The sequence below is a fragment of the Collinsella sp. AM24-1 genome, from assembly GCF_003470325.1.
Lineage (GTDB): Bacteria > Actinomycetota > Coriobacteriia > Coriobacteriales > Coriobacteriaceae > Collinsella.
Genome location: NZ_QRHM01000002.1, coordinates 60621 through 76002, shown reverse-complemented (window position 1 = coordinate 76002; position 15382 = coordinate 60621). Strand labels below are relative to the sequence as shown.

Annotated in this window: 14 protein-coding genes; 5 read left to right on the top strand and 9 right to left on the bottom strand. The window is 57.8% G+C overall.

Features of this window, described 5'->3' with window-relative positions; genetic code table 11:
- The first annotated feature begins 46 nt into the window (after nt 1–46).
- The gene (locus DW661_RS01155; RefSeq protein WP_117640602.1) at nt 47–1576 is read left to right on the top strand and encodes a diguanylate cyclase domain-containing protein; all 1530 of its coding nucleotides are present in this window, start codon (nt 47–49) and stop codon (nt 1574–1576) included.
- A 286-nt stretch (nt 1577–1862) separates the two neighbouring features.
- On the opposite strand, the gene DW661_RS01150 is transcribed toward DW661_RS01155, so the two are convergent.
- Nucleotides 1863–2183, bottom strand: coding sequence for a DUF3784 domain-containing protein (locus tag DW661_RS01150; RefSeq protein ID WP_117635527.1), 321 nt, complete (start codon nt 2181–2183; stop codon nt 1863–1865).
- 404 nt (nt 2184–2587) lie between these two features.
- Here DW661_RS01150 and DW661_RS01140 point away from each other — a divergent pair, with 404 nt between their 5' ends.
- From DW661_RS01140 to DW661_RS01125, 4 genes are all read left to right on the top strand, one after another.
- Nucleotides 2588–3211 (top strand): flavodoxin family protein, encoded by a 624-nt coding sequence (locus tag DW661_RS01140; RefSeq protein ID WP_118934233.1) that lies wholly within the window; start codon nt 2588–2590, stop codon nt 3209–3211.
- Nucleotides 3212–3222: 11 nt separating this feature from the next.
- On the top strand, nt 3223–3564 hold the full coding sequence (locus DW661_RS01135; RefSeq protein WP_118934231.1) for an arsenate reductase family protein: 342 nt from the start codon (nt 3223–3225) through the stop codon (nt 3562–3564).
- Nucleotides 3565–3650: 86 nt separating this feature from the next.
- Nucleotides 3651–4781: a GTP-binding protein gene (locus DW661_RS01130; RefSeq protein WP_118934229.1), complete on the top strand. Its 1131-nt coding sequence runs from the start codon at nt 3651–3653 to the stop codon at nt 4779–4781.
- 98 nt (nt 4782–4879) lie between these two features.
- Nucleotides 4880–5479 carry a tRNA (cytidine(34)-2'-O)-methyltransferase gene (locus DW661_RS01125; RefSeq protein WP_117640598.1) on the top strand — a complete coding sequence of 200 codons (600 nt, stop codon included), beginning with the start codon at nt 4880–4882 and terminating at the stop codon, nt 5477–5479.
- A 183-nt stretch (nt 5480–5662) separates the two neighbouring features.
- Here the strand turns inward: DW661_RS01125 and DW661_RS01120 are convergent, their stop codons facing one another.
- The 8 genes from DW661_RS01120 to DW661_RS01090 all read right to left on the bottom strand — a co-directional run bounded on the left by DW661_RS01120 (nt 5663) and on the right by DW661_RS01090 (nt 15190).
- Entirely contained in the window at nt 5663–6724 is a 1062-nt protein-coding gene (locus tag DW661_RS01120) for a hypothetical protein (protein WP_117582856.1), read from the bottom strand.
- 9 nt (nt 6725–6733) lie between these two features.
- Nucleotides 6734–6865 carry a hypothetical protein gene (locus DW661_RS10425; protein WP_255413187.1) on the bottom strand — a complete coding sequence of 44 codons (132 nt, stop codon included), beginning with the start codon at nt 6863–6865 and terminating at the stop codon, nt 6734–6736.
- A gap of 11 nt (nt 6866–6876) precedes the next feature.
- Nucleotides 6877–7521 (bottom strand): DUF4230 domain-containing protein, encoded by a 645-nt coding sequence (locus tag DW661_RS01115; RefSeq protein WP_117582855.1) that lies wholly within the window; start codon nt 7519–7521, stop codon nt 6877–6879.
- A gap of 144 nt (nt 7522–7665) precedes the next feature.
- Nucleotides 7666–8478, bottom strand: a complete 813-nt coding sequence (locus tag DW661_RS01110) for an FxLYD domain-containing protein (protein ID WP_118934227.1) — start codon at nt 8476–8478, stop codon at nt 7666–7668.
- A 165-nt stretch (nt 8479–8643) separates the two neighbouring features.
- Entirely contained in the window at nt 8644–9279 is a 636-nt protein-coding gene (locus DW661_RS01105) for a recombinase family protein (RefSeq protein WP_117582853.1), read from the bottom strand.
- A gap of 189 nt (nt 9280–9468) precedes the next feature.
- Nucleotides 9469–11982, bottom strand: a complete 2514-nt coding sequence (locus tag DW661_RS01100; RefSeq protein WP_199411556.1) for an excinuclease ABC subunit UvrA — start codon at nt 11980–11982, stop codon at nt 9469–9471.
- Nucleotides 11975–13093 carry an AAA family ATPase gene (locus DW661_RS01095; RefSeq protein WP_117640593.1) on the bottom strand — a complete coding sequence of 373 codons (1119 nt, stop codon included), beginning with the start codon at nt 13091–13093 and terminating at the stop codon, nt 11975–11977. The genes DW661_RS01100 and DW661_RS01095 overlap by 8 nt, the downstream gene beginning before the upstream one ends.
- Nucleotides 13094–13186: 93 nt before the next feature.
- The gene (locus tag DW661_RS01090; RefSeq protein ID WP_118934225.1) at nt 13187–15190 is read right to left on the bottom strand and encodes a translation factor GTPase family protein; all 2004 of its coding nucleotides are present in this window, start codon (nt 15188–15190) and stop codon (nt 13187–13189) included.
- Nucleotides 15191–15382 lie beyond the last annotated feature (192 nt).

Genomic DNA, 15382 nt, shown 5'->3' with positions numbered 1-15382 from the left:
GGGGATATGATGCAAACCACTGTTGTGCCCAAGGAGGTTATCCATCATGAACGAGTCGTATCGCCTGGGCGAGCAATCGATCATTGCTTATCTTCAGCGACTTGCGAACGGGGTCTCGACCGCCGAGCTCGATGTTGCCGCGCTGCCCACGGAGCTGTGCGCCATCGGCGAGCAGCTACAGAAGACATTTGCCATCCTGCAGCAAGAACGCGAGCTGCTTGAGCGCGGCGCCTATATCGATTCGCTCACCAATCTTGGCAACCGTGCTGGACTCCACCGTTATGCCGAGCTGCTTTGGCACAAAGGCACCCCCTTCACCTGCGCCTATATCGATATCGATCGCCTTAAGCATTGCAACGATACGTTTGGCCACACCGAGGGCAATCGCTACATCCTGAGCATCTGCCGTGCACTCACCGAGACAATGGAACCCAATGACCTGCTGTTCCGTATCGGTGGAGACGAATTTGTACTCGTATCCCCCACGACAGATGAAGCCGAACTCGAGCAGCGCCTGGAGCGGACGCGCACCAACCTTATCGAGGCAACATCGGGCGGCAAAGCGCCCATGATCGCTAGCTTTAGCTTTGGCTGCTCGCGCGTCGACCCACTCGCTGGCGATACGCGTCGCCAGATGACCATGGACGCCGACCGCAAAATGTATCGCTACAAGCTCATGCACCGTGTGCAGCAGCCGAAGGAAAACGACGCATCCATGCGCCCAATCGCCGATCAGCCTCCCTGCAACGACCGGGTGTTCCAAGCGATCTCCATGAGCTCCGAGACGCGCTATCCGTTTATCCTTAACCTCGATACCGGCGAATCGCAATGGTCGATTAATGCCGTGCGCGATTTTGACCTGCCCTCCCAGCATCCCTATAACTCGCTCGATATGTGGCTCGCCCGCGTTCACCCCGAGGACCGCGACAACGTGCGCAGCGAGCTCGATATGGTGGTAAACGGCGCGTGGCACTTCCATTACATGCAGTATCGCGTCATGAATACCGCTGGTAAATATGCGCTGTGCGAGTGTACGGGCTACCGCTTGGATAGCACCGAAACCGAGCCCAACATGTATGTGGGCATTATCATCAACCGAAGCTTGGCGGATACGACCGATTCCGTGACCGGCCTGGGCGATATCCACGCCCTGGTCAACGCCATTGGCGAAATGCGTCGCGTGGCGCGCAAGGCAGGCCTGGTCGCCATCAAAATCGACGACATCGCCAAGGTCAATGCCCGCTTTGGCTTTGATGCGGGCGACCGCGTTTTGGCAGAAAGTGCCGCCTGCCTCATGGACTGTTCGCGCGGCAAGGGCCGTCTGTTCCGCTCGACCGGACCGATGTTCGTGGCGCTTTTCGATGACCTTGATCCCGAAGAGACCGACGCGATCGCAGAAGAAATCGAGCGGTTCTTGGGGTCGCCCGTACTCTTTGGCTCATTTGAATATCAGCCGCCCATTCGTGTGGCCACACTTCATCTGGACGCCGTCGACCGACAGCCCGTTTCCATTTTGAACGAGCTCAAAGCGCTACTTGAAGAGGCACCACAAGTACCGGGCACCAAGCTGGACTAGCGTTATGGGGCGCATGATGGTTAATTTCCGATCTCGGGCGAACACGTTGGGCAAATAGGCCGTACCCGCAGTTAGCCGAACGCCCCCCCCGCAGTCCCTAGCGGGCCCGGGGGCACCGTTTCGATACTCTTGGTTTACTTTGCCTGATGCAAATAAGTGCTCAACAAGATAGAACCTATCCCCCGCCACGGATATGCCCTCGAGTAAATCTGTTAAGCCAAGCCTATCAAATTCTATTGACAATTGGCTGCATTGGTCCATTTTGTCGTCCAGCCACTTCCGCTGGCTATCGCCTCATAAACACAAACCTAACGAGCCGCACGAACGACAAAGAGGCCAAGCTGAACAGAAGTAGAACCAAAACTTCAAAAACGCTGGTATTCCAATCGCGTACCCAGCCCTCTACCGCCCACAAGAAAAACAGCAGCCCCATCCATAACGTCACAGAAGAAATCAGCTTTGCGTAGGGGCGTATATCAATCTCGCTCTCCCTTTTTGTGACATCATATCCAGCAATTGAGCAGAGCCATCTTCCTCTTCGGTATTGGATTGAAAGGACAATCAAGGCAATCGAAGTCATCAAGCAAACAGCATCCTCTGTTTCCATAGAGTTTCCTTTGCTTTCCATCCTAGTTACGCATTCACAATCGAATCAAACCAAGTATGAATTACTCGATAGCAACCGCCTTAGTATAAACCATAGCCGCCGCAGCAGCCCGCCTTCTAAGACCTCAGAGTTCGCCATCGAAGGCGACCTGCCCAGACTCCTCACAATCGGCTTGCATGAGGCCCCGAGCTCCAACATACTCTGGACCGTGTCCCTCTCGTACCTGGTGAGCGAGCCCGCCGTTGGCCCTCGGGGCCGGCTTCCCGGCCCCGAGAAACACTCGGATGAAGCTACCGATCGAGACGGGGCGCATGATGGGCGGTCGCTGGAATCGCGCCCCACGCCATCTGCCCGCTCGTGCGATAATCCTCCGCAGAAGTCACCGACAGCAGAGGGAGTTTGTGATGAAGGTTCTTTTGGTCAATGGCAGCCCCAAGGCAAACGGCAACACCGACCGCGCACTCGCCGAGATTGCCGAGCAGCTCGACGCAGAGGGCATTGAGACGCAGGTGTTTCAGCTGGGCGCCAAGCCTATTCGCGATTGCATCGGGTGCGGCCAGTGCGGCAAGCTCGATTGCCGCTGCACCTTTGACGACGATATGGTCAACGAGCTGATTGCCGCTGCCGAGCAGGCAGACGGCTTTGTCTTTGGTTCGCCCGTCTACTACGCGCATCCCAGCGGACGCATCCTCTCTGCCCTCGACCGTGCATTCTATGCTGGCAGCAAGGCCTTTGAGCACAAGCCCGGCGCCGCGGTCGCCGTCGCCCGTCGTGGCGGCACGTCGACCACGTTCGATGTGCTCAACAAGTACTTCACCATTAAGCAAATGCCTGTGGTTGCCTCCACCTACTGGAACAACGTGTTTGGCCGCGTGCCCGGCGACGCCGATGGGGATGCCGAGGGCCTTGCCACCATGCGAAACATCGGCAAAAACATGGCCTGGCTCCTGCGCTGTATCGAGGCAGGACAGGCCGCCGGTATCAACGCACCCGAAGCCGATCGCGCAACGACCAACTTCATCAGGTAGAACGGCGGAATATGAATATCCAGATTTTTGGCACCAAAAAGTCCTTCGATACCAAGAAGGCTCAGCGCTATTTTAAGGAGCGCCGCATTAAGGTGCAGTTTATCGACCTAAAGGAAAAGGAGATGAGCAAGGGCGAGCTCGCGAGCGTGATGCAGGCAGTTGGCGGCATCGACAAGCTGCTCAACCCCAAAGCCAAGGACGAGGAGACGCTCGCGCTCATTCAGCACCTCACCCCTAGTCAGCGCTTCGACAAGCTGCTCGAGAACCAGCAGGTCTTGGCCGAGCCCATCGTGCGCAACGGCAAAAAGGCCACCATCGGTTATTGCCCCGATGTTTGGGGAGCCTGGGAGTAGCTTGTGTTATTTGCCGGCGCGTGGGTATAAGAGCAGGCGTTTGGCATAAGATTCAACTGTAAGCCATGTCTAACAAAGGAGGGCACATGCCCAACAAACCCGTGAAGATCATCATGCTTACCGGATACCTCGGTGCCGGCAAGACCACGCTGCTCAACCACATCCTCGCTAACGACGGCGGCATCCGCGCCGCCGTGATCGTCAACGATATCGGCGAGATCAACGTCGACGCCAGCCTTATCGCCGACGGCGGCCTTTCCGAGACCGACGACCTCATCCCGCTCACCAACGGCTGCATCTGCTGCACGCTTTCGGACGATCTGGCCAACCAGCTGCAGGGCATCGCCGATTCGGGCAAGTTCGACTACATCATCATCGAGGCCTCGGGTATTTGCGAGCCCATCCCCATCGCCTACACCATCTCGAGCTTCTGCGACGAGGCCAAGGTGGGCGGCGAGCCCAAGCTCGCGCTCGACAACATCGTGGCCGTGGTCGACTGCGCCCGCATGTACGACGAGTTCAACGGCGGTCGCGACCTGCTAGCCGAGGATATCGACGAGGACGACATCGAGAGCCTGCTCATCCAGCAGATCGAGTTTTGCTCCACGCTGATTCTTAATAAGACTGACACCGTCACCCCCGAGCAGATCGCAGAGCTTAAGGCCATCGTGCGCAGCCTGCAGAAGGACGCCGTGATTGTCGAGGCTCAAAACGGCGAGGTCCCCATGGAGGAGCTGCTCGACACCGGCCGCTTCGACTTTATGCGCGCCTACAACTCCGCCGCCTGGATCGAGGCCATGGAGCATCCCGAGGAGCACGACGACCCCGAGGTGCTCGAGTACGACATCGAGACCTTTGTGTACTCGCGCCGCAAGCCGTTTGACCTGCAGAAGTTCACCGATTTTGTTGAGCAAGAGTGGCCCGACGAGGTCATCCGCGTCAAGGGTCCGCTGTGGCAGACCGGCGATCCGGACATGTGCTACATGTTCGAGCAGGCCGGCCACCAGATGCGCCTGATGGAGAACGGTCTGTTTGTCGATTCGGCGCCCGAGGGCGAGAAGCAGAAGATCATCGACGAGAACCCCGAGATCATGCAGATTTGGGACGACGAGACGGGCGACCGCATGACGAGCCTGTGCATCATCGGCCGTCACATGGACAAGGACGCGCTCATCGCCTCCCTCGATGCCTGTCTGACCGACTGGCACCGCGCCTAGGCTATCGAAGCGAGCATTTTCTGCCACGTAACCGCCAAACCACCACGAAGGTGCCTGTCCCCTTCGTGGTGGTTTTTCGTTCTGAGCCAAGGAGATTCATGTTCAATATCGTGCTGTATGCGCCCGAGATTCCGGCCAATACGGGCAATATCGGCCGTACCTGCGTGGTCACCGGTACCCGCCTGCACCTGGTGGAGCCGCTGGGCTTTTCGCTCGACGACAAGACGGTGCGTCGCGCCGGCCTGGGCTACTGGCAAAACTTGGACGTGACGACCTATGCCGGCTGGGAGGATTTCCTTACGTGCAACGGCCTCTCCCCCGCCGATGAACGCCTGCATCTGCTGACCAAAAAGGCGCGCCGCACCTATGCGCAAAGCACCTACCGCGACGGTGACTATCTGGTCTTTGGCAGCGAGAGCTCGGGGATTCCCGAAGAGCTGCTCGCCGCAGAGCCTGCGCGCTGCGAGCGCATCCCCATGCTGCGCGACTGCGACTCGCTCGATAACGCCGAGGCCTGGGAAGCCCACGAGGAGGCGCTCGGGCATAGCGAGAGCGGCCACGAGGCCATCCTTCAGCAGGATATCTGCGGCAACTTTGTAGACCCGGACGACTACCGCATCAGCGCCCTCAACCTCTCCAACAGCGCCGCCATCGTCCTCTACGAGGCCCTCCGCCAGACAGGCTTCCCCGGCATGTGACAAAGGGACTGTCCCTTTGTCACATATTGCACCTACTGATTTAAATGGAATTAACCGGTTTTAAACGCTTTTAACTAGAAAAGATGCCAGTATATTACTAACTTTTACTGAGTTGCACCGTATGGGTTTCTATGCTTCTACCCCGTAAAGGACAGGAACCCCGCAGCAAATGGTCCCCACACATCAGAATTCAACTTCAAATACAAACGATTGCCGGAGTTCTCGCTTAGCTTGGCTTGTCAGGCTCGAATTCGCCCTTATGTTCAGTTTGCTGCATGCCTCGTCGATAGCCATAGCAAGTGATACAGACATGGTCATGGCCGTTTCACTTTTCAATTCGACCCGATAGCTCTTCGCCTTGTTTTTATCCTCTCCACCACATCTCGTCTCAATTAACAAGAGAACATCTGAGTCATGGGCATACCAATGGAGCTCAGGGCGCTGTGGAACCATGTCGCCCTCAAATTCCTGTGTAAACAGAATTTTCTTCTCGCTTCTCGTTGAATCGCTCAAGGAACCGTCGATTCGAACCGAGCCCTTCTTTCCCGCCTTGGCATTTCCCTTAACCTGGCGGCCTCGCCGAGTTTCCTCGTACTCCGTCACCTCCAGCTTGCAGCGCTTCGCGCCAAGCATGAACGCAATCCGTCTCAACTCGGCCATCTTGTCTTGTTGCATGGTTGCAAAATAAGAGTCAAGGTCAACAAAGCGAGACCGATCAAAAGCATCTATGTAATATGTGGAGTAAAGAGATGGTTTAGGATAGAAAGACAATTCGCTATCCCCGATTGCCTCGCGGTACAGATTGAAAATCTGCGTGCCCTTAACAGTATCCAGCCAACCAATAGCATCTCTACAGGCGTCGATGCCCCGGCGCTCATTTCCGTCAACAATTCGAATCATGTTCGGCAAATGGAATGAAGGACTCTGATAGGTCTCCTTGGTTACCGGCCTGTATCTATTAAGCTGCTGCTGGTATGCCCAATCGTTGACCGCGTCACCGATATCCGCAGCAGTACCTGCCGCACCATCGGCCGCATCAGCAATAGCTGCCAAGGCGTCATCGACCAGCGGAGTTGCAGCACGCATTGCACCATCGGCAACTTTCTGTACGGTTGCAACCGCGCCCGCCATCGCGCTTCCGGCGCCATCAACCAACCCGGCAGCGGCCTTACGGATATCAAAACTCTGCTTATGTCGCGGCGGCTCCTCCCTTTCGACAACAGCCAGATCGTCTTTATCCTCCATTGTGACCTCCTATTTCCGATAGTCGAAATCAACCGTATATTCATCGCCAAATGCCGAGTTGAAGGTAGTGTCGAGAAAGGTGGTGTAGTGCCCGATCAGAAGCGAGCCGGCCCCAGCGATCTGTTGCCGTTTATCCAACATGCTATTCACCCCTACTCAAACGCAACGTCAACATTGACGTCATCGCCGCATAAGGCTTTGACCTGTTTTTCGATAAGGGCGCAGGCTCTATCATCAGATTCTTGGAGCATATTGCTTTCCTTGACCTTCTTGGTCTGCTCTTTCTTTGCCTGTTTCAATAACGTGTTTAGATCATCCGTGCTTACTTGATTCCAGTTAAGAAAGCCATTGTCCTCAACATATTTCTTAAGCGTATTGGGGTCTGTCGAGAACGAGGTGATCTCCGAGTGAGGCAGTATAACCTTTACGCTCTTGACCTCTGAATTCTTATCGGCCATATTAGCCCGTACGATTGTAACCTTCATCTTATCGGCATCGATCCCGATGTCAGCTTTGCCGTCAATCGTTGCGACATATCGCTTAGACGTAAAGGGGTTTTCCCACCCAAGCGGATTGCCCGCCTCATCAATTGAAAGCAGCTGGGTGAAGTTGTACTCGTACGTCACGAGCTTAACGACTGGCGTGATCTCCTCGCGAATCGAATCATCGCTGATCGTTGTAGGATTACGCGTCAATGACATCCAGATACCCCAGGCAACCGCTAGAACCGTAACAACGACTAACCCGCCAAAGGCAACCTTTTGCGGTATCGTTGTAAGAAATTTTGTTTTTGCCATCCTGTTTCACCTTTCCTTTATTGCCCCGACGTTCCCATCATCTTCCAGCGCGAGCATGATGGCACGAATCATTCCGTCAACGGCTCAATGCAAAGCGCGACCGTTCAAAGAAAACGGCCGCGCTTTCTTTTCAATTCCCGCGAACTATTCCTTGACGCTGTAACCCGACACCGTCGGCGCAAGCCTCGAGGCGTCAACCTCGCTCATTACCTCAAACTTCACCTTCTCGCCAGGCGCCCAGGCAGATGTATCTGCGTAGCATTCTTCCGCCCTCACACCATCGGCATCGTAAAGGGCAACGTTTAGATAAACGTTTTCGAACGATATGTCAGAGGTATTTTCGACGATTGCGGTGTACGTATAGAGACCGTAGCCATCATCACTTTTCTCAAAATTCGCCGATGAGAGCAAACCGTTGATAACCTCATCGTTATGCGTCTTCTCCTCTACGGTCCTACCGTTCTTAATTAGCTCGTCAAACTCATCTTGATACTCGTCATCGACTGTTAAGTCATATCGATCGACCAGTTTCTTAAGCTGTGCGGATCGTGCGTCGTAGGCCTTTCCCCATTCCTCGTAGTACTTAGGATCAGATTCCGCATACTTCTTGGTAACATCAAGCTGATTGTCAAGCAGGTTGAGATAGGCGATGACATCTTCCTGCATCTTAGCGTCTTTAAAAGGCGCCTTTTTGAGTTCTTTGTCGTTATCGATCTCGGTTTTAATTATCTCTTTTCGCACTTTATTCGAGCTTAGATCAGCATCTTCTCCAAGCGATTCGATATAATCCGACCGCTTTTGATAACCTTGAGCAATCACAGCCATTGCACGGTCATCGGCATAATCAGGTTCATCATTTTTCTTCTCAGACTGCGAACAGCCGCTCAGCAGAAGCGCCCCACAAAACACCATCGCAAATAGCGCGGTCACCAGAGCCATTCCATAACGCCTTTTCATTTCGTCCTCCTTTAAATACAAAACAAAACACGATATATAGCCCTCGTCAAAAAGCAGACGAATTGGCAACGCGGTGGCACTATTTGGTTCAAGGGCGTGAACTGGATAAACATCGAGGGAAGGAGTGGGCTCTGTGTAATTAACTCCCCTCGTCAAAATGTCTAGCTAAAGAGGACGAGCAGACGACAAACGGTCAAAACTGGTCGCGTCCGCCCGTCTCCAACGATCGAACGTCGAGACGCTGACGTTCAAAAGCGCAGCAGCCTCTCGCCTCGTAACCTCTCCCCCTTCGAATAATTTGATGACATCGCGATAGCTATCTGGGCGTTCGAATGCCGGCCTTCCAAATTTCACGCCACGCAAACGCGCCGACGCGATGCCCTCCGCCTGGCGTTGCTTGATGTTTTCGCGCTCTAGCTGCGCCACATAGCTCAAGATTTGAAGAACCAGATCCGCCATGAACGTTCCCGTAATGCCATCAGGCTGCTCGCGCGTATCGAGCAATGGCATATCAAGCACCACGATGGCAGCATTCCTATCCACCGTGATGCGTCGCCACTCATCGAGGACTTCACGATAATTGCGGCCCAAACGATCGATACTTTTGATCACGAGAACGTCGCCTTCGCGCAGCCTGCGAAGAAGACGCTGGTACTGGGGACGCTTAAAGTCCTTACCGCTTGCCTTGTCAGCATAAATCTGGCTCCGTTGCACGGGAAACCTTGCCAGCGCGTCTAATTGGCGGCCCAGGTTCTGGTCTGCGGAAGAGACACGCGCATACCCAAAGATTCGATTGTCCATAATTGCCCCTATCGGCTGCCTCTTGGCAGCATCAGCTCAAGCGAGAGCCCACTCACTATAGGGCGTGCAAATTTCGCGAATGGGTTGAGGCCATTTTGACCCTCACGCGAAAACTGTTCAAGCGCCATGCCGACAGATGCTGGCTTTAACGGGAATGTGACAAAGGGACAGTCCCTTTGTCACATTCGGTTAGAGGTAGCGGCCGGTGATGCTTGCGGAGCAGGCAGCGATGTCGCCCGGCGTGCCGACACAGACGATTTGTCCGCCTGCGTCGCCGCCGCCCGGGCCCATGTCGATCACGTAATCGGCATTACGGATAAGATCGAGGTCGTGTTCAATCACGATAACCGTGGCGCCCTTGGCAACGAGACCGTCGAACACGCTCAGCAGCACCTGAACATCGAGCGGGTGCAGGCCGATCGTGGGCTCGTCGAACACAAACACGGCATCATCCTGCACGCGGCCCATCTCGCTCGCGAGCTTAAGACGCTGCGCCTCGCCGCCCGAAAGCGCCGGTGTGGGCTCGCCAAGTGTGAGATAACCCAAGCCCAGGTCGTGCAAGGTCTGCAAGCGCGCCTGAACCTTCTTGAGTCCCACCGTGGCGTCGAGGGCCTCATCCACACTCATGTCCATAAGCTGCGGCAACGTCAGCAAGCTCCCGTCCTTGCCCTCGCGATGGATATGCGAAGCCGCATCTGCATAACGTGAGCCGCGACATGCCGGGCAGACGATCTCGACGTCGGGCAAAAACTGCACGTCGAGCGATATCGAACCCGTGCCATCGCACGTAGGGCAGCGCAAAGCGCCAGTGTTGTAGCTAAATGCGCCTGCCTTGTAGCCGGCTGCCTTGGCCTCGGGCGTGCGGGCGAAGGCGCGACGCAGTTCATCATGGATGTCGGCATAAGTCGCTACCGTCGAACGCACGTTGGCACCGATGGGCGTGGCGTCTATCAGGTTGGCACGTGCAATGCCCTCGGCATCGACCCAACGCACGTGTTTTGGCAGGCGCTCGCCGGCTGCCTGCGCCTTAAGTGCCGGGATGAGTGTCTCGAGCACCAACGTCGTCTTACCCGAACCCGAAACGCCCGTCACCGCGACAAGGCGACCGCGCGGGATATCGACTTCGAGCGGTTTGACGGTATGGATGGCATCGGTCGCCATGCGGATATGGCCCCGGTCAAACATTTCGTCGTCAGGCACCTGCGGACGCAAGCGCTCAGGCTCCGAGCGCAAAAATGGGGCGATGCGGCTGCCCTGCGATTCTTCGACCTCGCCTACCGCGCCCGCGGCGATCACATTGCCGCCGCCTGCTCCGGCAACGGGGCCCATCTCGACCAGATAGTCGGCTTCCGCCAGTACGCGCGTGTCGTGGTCGACAACGACCACGGTGTTGCCGTCATCCACCAAATCGCGCATCACGCCTACCAGGCCGTCGACATTGGCAGGATGCAAGCCAATCGAGGGCTCGTCCAGCACATAGAGCACGCCCGTCGATCGGTTACGCACCACGCGGGCGAGCTGCACGCGCTGACGCTCGCCCGTGGAGAGCGTGGCACCGGCGCGGTCGAGCGAAAGGTAATCGAGGCCCAGATCGACCAGTCGACGGGCCGTGCTCAAAAACGAATCGCAGATATCCGTCGCCATGGGCTGCATCTCGGCCGGCAAGGATGCGGGCACCCCGCGCACCCACTCAATCGCCTCACCCAGCGTCATAGCCGCGGCCTGCGCCAGATTGATACCGCGCACCTGGGGATGGCGTGCGGCCTCGGAGAGACGCGTGCCGCCACAGTCACGGCATGGCCCCTCGCGCAAAAAGCGCGCCACGCGCTTGAGGCCCTTGTCGTCCTTAACCTTGGCGAGCGCATTCTCGACGGTATAGACAGCGTTGTAATAGGTAAAATCGAGCGGCGTGGCGCCCTCGCCGTTTTTGGGAACGTAGAGAATGTGCTTTTTAACCGCCGGACCGTGGAACACGATGTCGCGCTCTTGAGGCGTGAGCTGGTTAAACGGCACGTCGGTGCGCACGCCCATCTCGCCAGCCACCTGCTTCATCAGATCCCACATGAGTGTGCCCCAAGGAAGCACCGCGCCCTCGTTGATAGTCTTGGACTCGTCGGGCACCAGGCTCGCCTCGTCCACCTCGCGCATGACGCCGGTACCGCCACAGGTGGGACATGCACCGCCGCTATTGAAAGCCAAATCCTCGGCACTCGGCGCGTAGAACTCGCGGCCACATGTCGGACACGTGAGCGACAGGCCTGCAGCCACGTTAAGGCTCGGCTCCACGCGCGCCCCGCAATGTGGGCACACGTGATGGGCGCAACGGCTAAAGAGCAGACGCAGACTATTGTTGAGCTCGGTCATGGTACCAAAGGTCGAGCGCACGCCCGGCACGCTCGGACGCTGGTGCAGCGCGAGCGCCGCCGGCACGTGCAATACCTCATCCACCTGGGCGTGCTCGGCCTGTGTCAGACGACGTCGAGTATAGGTGCTGAGTGCTTCCAAGTAGCGACGCGAGCCCTCGGCATAAAGAACCCCCAGCGCCAGCGAGCTCTTGCCCGAGCCCGACACGCCGGCAATACCCACGAGCTTTCCCAGCGGAATATCGATATCGATGTCCTTAAGGTTATGGACGCGCGCACCACGCACCTCGATAGCCTGCGGGCTCATCTTCTGTTCCGTCACCTTTATCACCCTACTCATGCCATAAAATGCGATCGCGAATGTACTCGCCCAGCATGGGCACGGTAAACCGGACAAGGCCGTATCCGGCAGCCTCGACGACGCGCTCGCGAATCAGACTTGCACGATATTTACTCGCCCAGCTCTGGGTACGGTCACAGCGTTCAATGATATCCGCCGTGCGCGTCGGCTTGTCCTCGTCAACCGCCATAGCCTCGATAAAGAGGCGCTGAGGGCTGCGCAGACCGTAATACAGAGGTGCGTCAACCGCTTCGTAGAACTCGGAGACGGCATCCGCATGGCCATTCTCGACATCGCGCCTTTCGATGACCTGCGAGCCACGCCGGACAGCAGACCGCCACATGTAATAGCCCACCAGCTGAACCATATAGGGATGCCCCATGCTCTTGCGCGCCGCAAGGTCCGCCGTCTCCGCGTCAACGTAAAGACCAGCGTCTTTGACCGTCTGGATATACGAATCGCGCACTTTGGGCAAAGATATTGCCCCCAACGTACGCTGCTGGGCACGCCGCAAAAACGTCACGCTCGGCTCTTCGAGCAGATCGTCAACCATACTGGGCAAGCCGGCGAACGCCAGCGCAAGACCGCGCTGGTCGCTATCGGGCAAGCCCGTGGCATCCTGGTCTCCGAGCACCTGCTGATAGAGGACGGCAAGAGCCGCCAGTTCCTCGATAGACGCCGATTGTGCCTCGTCAATCGCAAACAAGACGCCCTTGCCCGGACCGAGCTTCTTGAGACGCTCGTTGACCAGCCCTCGCAATGTCTCGCCTTTTGCCCGCGCCGCCTCGACCGACATCCGGCCAAACGACGGCCCAAACTCCATTGACGTCACAACGGGTTTATTCGAGCGAAGCGCGTCGACCAAGCGGTCGCACAAACCAAGCGAAGCGGAATCGGAGACAACCGCCCATCCGCGCTCGCTGGCTAGACGTTGCAGCTCCCGCAGGAGAACCGTTTTGCCATAGCCGCGGTTTCCCGTAATGAGCATGAGCCTGCCCGGCGCTCCGGCGCCGTTGTCGAGCCCTTCCTCAAAATCTTCGATGACCGACTCGCGACCGATGAGTATCGGAGGCCGCTTACCAGCTGTGGGCTTAAAGGGATTTGGATTCATATCGGCCTCCTCGGATTGGCAAACCCTGGTAACAGTTATACCAACTTATACCGAGTTATACCAATAGCATGTGACAAAGGAACTGCCCCTTTGTCACATGTGGCCGAAAAACTCGGCGTCTGCTGCTCGCCAGGGGCGGAAGGTGGCGGGATCGACCTTTACGTGCGCCGCAGCGGGTGCGTCGTACCATTTGACCGTGTAGCCGGCGCCGTGGGCGCAAAAGACCGAGTCGGGCGTGTTGGGCAGATCGGCCTCGGGCTCGTAGGCGGCAGCCTCGATTACGCGCTCGCCATCATGGCAAGCCGCATAACCGGCGAACTCCAGGTACAGATGCCCGCGACCGCTCGTGTAGGCAGCCACCTCCAGCGCATAATCTTGCACCTCGGATGCCGGAACGCGACCCACAAGCTTCGCCCGGTCTCCCGCCATCGTCGGCGGCTCGTACTCGGCACTCATGCGCGTGGCATCCGAGAGCGCCCGGCCCACGCACTCCCCCGGCACCTCGAGCTCAAAGCGATACCACGGCTCCAACAACACCGCCGCGCCGGCCTCGCGCGCCTGCATCAAACCCTGGCGAATCGCGCGGTACGTGGCCTGGCGAAAATCGCCGCCCTCGGTGTGTTTGGCATGCGCGCGGCCGCCCGTGAGCGTAATGCGCACATCGGTGATGGGCGAGCCCGTCAGCACGCCCAGGTGGTCGCGCTCCATAGCGTTGGTGAGTGCCAAACGCTGCCAGTTAAGATCGAGCTCGTCGGTCGAGGTCACGGTGCCAAACTGCACACCCGAACCCGCCGGCAACGGCTCCAGGCGCAGATGCACCTCGGCATAGTGGCGCAGCGGCTCAAAGTGGCCCACGCCCTCGACCGGCCGCGAAATAGTCTCCTTATAGAGAATGCCGCCGGGCTCAAACGCAACCGAAAGGCCAAAGCGATCAGCCAACACCCGCTGCACGACCTCGAGTTGCACGGCGCCCATCAACTGCAAATGGATCTGCTCAAGATGCGTATTCCAGCTTACGCCGAGCATGGGATCTTCGTCCGCCAACTCACTCAGCGCTTTAAACACCGCATGAACGTCGTGTTCGCCCGGCAGCACCGTATAGGTGAGGACCGGAGCGATGACGGGCGCATCGCCCGCGGGCTCCGTGCCCAGGGCGTCCCCTGGGCGAACGTGCGCAAGACCCGTCACGGCGCAAATACCGCCAGCAGCAACTTCTTGGGCAAGCTCATACTTCTCGCCGTTATAGATGCGTACCTGATCGACCTTCTGCTCCCATGCCTCGATACCGGAGCGCCCCTCGATCATCTGTTTTGCACGTAGCGTGCCGCCGGTCACTTTAACCCAAGCCAAGCGCTCGCCGCGAACGCCTCGGCTGACACGATAGACACGCGCGGCGAACTCCGGGGCCCACGCCTGTTCACGCATCAGCGTGCACATGCCATCCAGCAGCTCGCCCACGCCCTGGTCCTTAAGCGCCGAGCCGGCAAAGCAAGGAAAGAGCCTGCGCTCGGCAACCATGCGCGAAAGCGTTGCGACGGAAAGCTCGCCTGTCTCAAGAAACTCCTCGAGGGCTGCCTCGTCCAACGCGGCAGCGTCCTCCCAAGCGGCACCGCCCGTCAGCAGTTCGTTGGCATCCAGACAGCCCTCGGAAAGACGCTGCCCAAGTTGCGTCAGTAAAACATCGCGGCCGGGATTCTCCAAATCGATTTTGTTGATAAAGACAAACGTCGGGATGCCATAGCGCGCAAGCAGGCGCCACAAGGTTTCGGTGTGTCCCTGCACGCCGTCGTTGGCGCCCACAACCAAAATCGCGTAGTCGAGCGCACGCAATGTGCGCTCTGCCTCGGCAGAAAAATCGACATGCCCCGGTGCATCCACGAGCATGACGTGGGCATCTCCGTGGTCGAGCACGGCCTGCGACGAGAAAATCGTGATGCCGCGCTCGCGTTCGATAGCGTTGGTATCCAGGTGCGAGTCGCCGTCGTCCACACGGCCGCGCTTGCGAATGCGACCTGCGTTGAACAGCATGGCCTCGGCCAGCGTAGTCTTGCCGGCATCGACATGCGCCAAGATTCCAACGACCGCTTGTTTCGACATGGCTCTCCTCTTATTGCAAGCCCATCGCACGCGGCAACGGGCGCTCTCGTTCCACACTGGATGATACAATTTACGGGCCGGCGGGCGAAGCGGGCCCTATCCCCCGACCGAGCTCATCGCCCCGCGTTGCCGCGCAGCGATTTTCGTAGGTTCGCGCCTTGCGAAAGCCGGCACCTCCCCTTTTTGTCTGCC

What these genes read in the sequence shown, in the direction of transcription:
- DW661_RS10425 (WP_255413187.1), bottom strand. Translation starts at nt 6,865, where the DNA reads ATGTTGGATAAACGGCAACAGATCGCTGGGGCCGGCTCGCTTCTGATC.
- DW661_RS01135 (WP_118934231.1), top strand. Translation starts at nt 3,223, where the DNA reads ATGAATATCCAGATTTTTGGCACCAAAAAGTCCTTCGATACCAAGAAG.
- DW661_RS01120 (WP_117582856.1), bottom strand. Translation starts at nt 6,724, where the DNA reads ATGGAGGATAAAGACGATCTGGCTGTTGTCGAAAGGGAGGAGCCGCCG.
- DW661_RS01150 (WP_117635527.1), bottom strand. Translation starts at nt 2,183, where the DNA reads ATGGAAACAGAGGATGCTGTTTGCTTGATGACTTCGATTGCCTTGATT.
- DW661_RS01105 (WP_117582853.1), bottom strand. Translation starts at nt 9,279, where the DNA reads ATGGACAATCGAATCTTTGGGTATGCGCGTGTCTCTTCCGCAGACCAG.
- DW661_RS01155 (WP_117640602.1), top strand. Translation starts at nt 47, where the DNA reads ATGAACGAGTCGTATCGCCTGGGCGAGCAATCGATCATTGCTTATCTT.
- DW661_RS01095 (WP_117640593.1), bottom strand. Translation starts at nt 13,093, where the DNA reads ATGAATCCAAATCCCTTTAAGCCCACAGCTGGTAAGCGGCCTCCGATA.
- DW661_RS01140 (WP_118934233.1), top strand. Translation starts at nt 2,588, where the DNA reads ATGAAGGTTCTTTTGGTCAATGGCAGCCCCAAGGCAAACGGCAACACC.
- DW661_RS01130 (WP_118934229.1), top strand. Translation starts at nt 3,651, where the DNA reads ATGCCCAACAAACCCGTGAAGATCATCATGCTTACCGGATACCTCGGT.
- DW661_RS01115 (WP_117582855.1), bottom strand. Translation starts at nt 7,521, where the DNA reads ATGGCAAAAACAAAATTTCTTACAACGATACCGCAAAAGGTTGCCTTT.
- DW661_RS01090 (WP_118934225.1), bottom strand. Translation starts at nt 15,190, where the DNA reads ATGTCGAAACAAGCGGTCGTTGGAATCTTGGCGCATGTCGATGCCGGC.
- DW661_RS01125 (WP_117640598.1), top strand. Translation starts at nt 4,880, where the DNA reads ATGTTCAATATCGTGCTGTATGCGCCCGAGATTCCGGCCAATACGGGC.
- DW661_RS01100 (WP_199411556.1), bottom strand. Translation starts at nt 11,982, where the DNA reads ATGAGTAGGGTGATAAAGGTGACGGAACAGAAGATGAGCCCGCAGGCT.
- DW661_RS01110 (WP_118934227.1), bottom strand. Translation starts at nt 8,478, where the DNA reads ATGAAAAGGCGTTATGGAATGGCTCTGGTGACCGCGCTATTTGCGATG.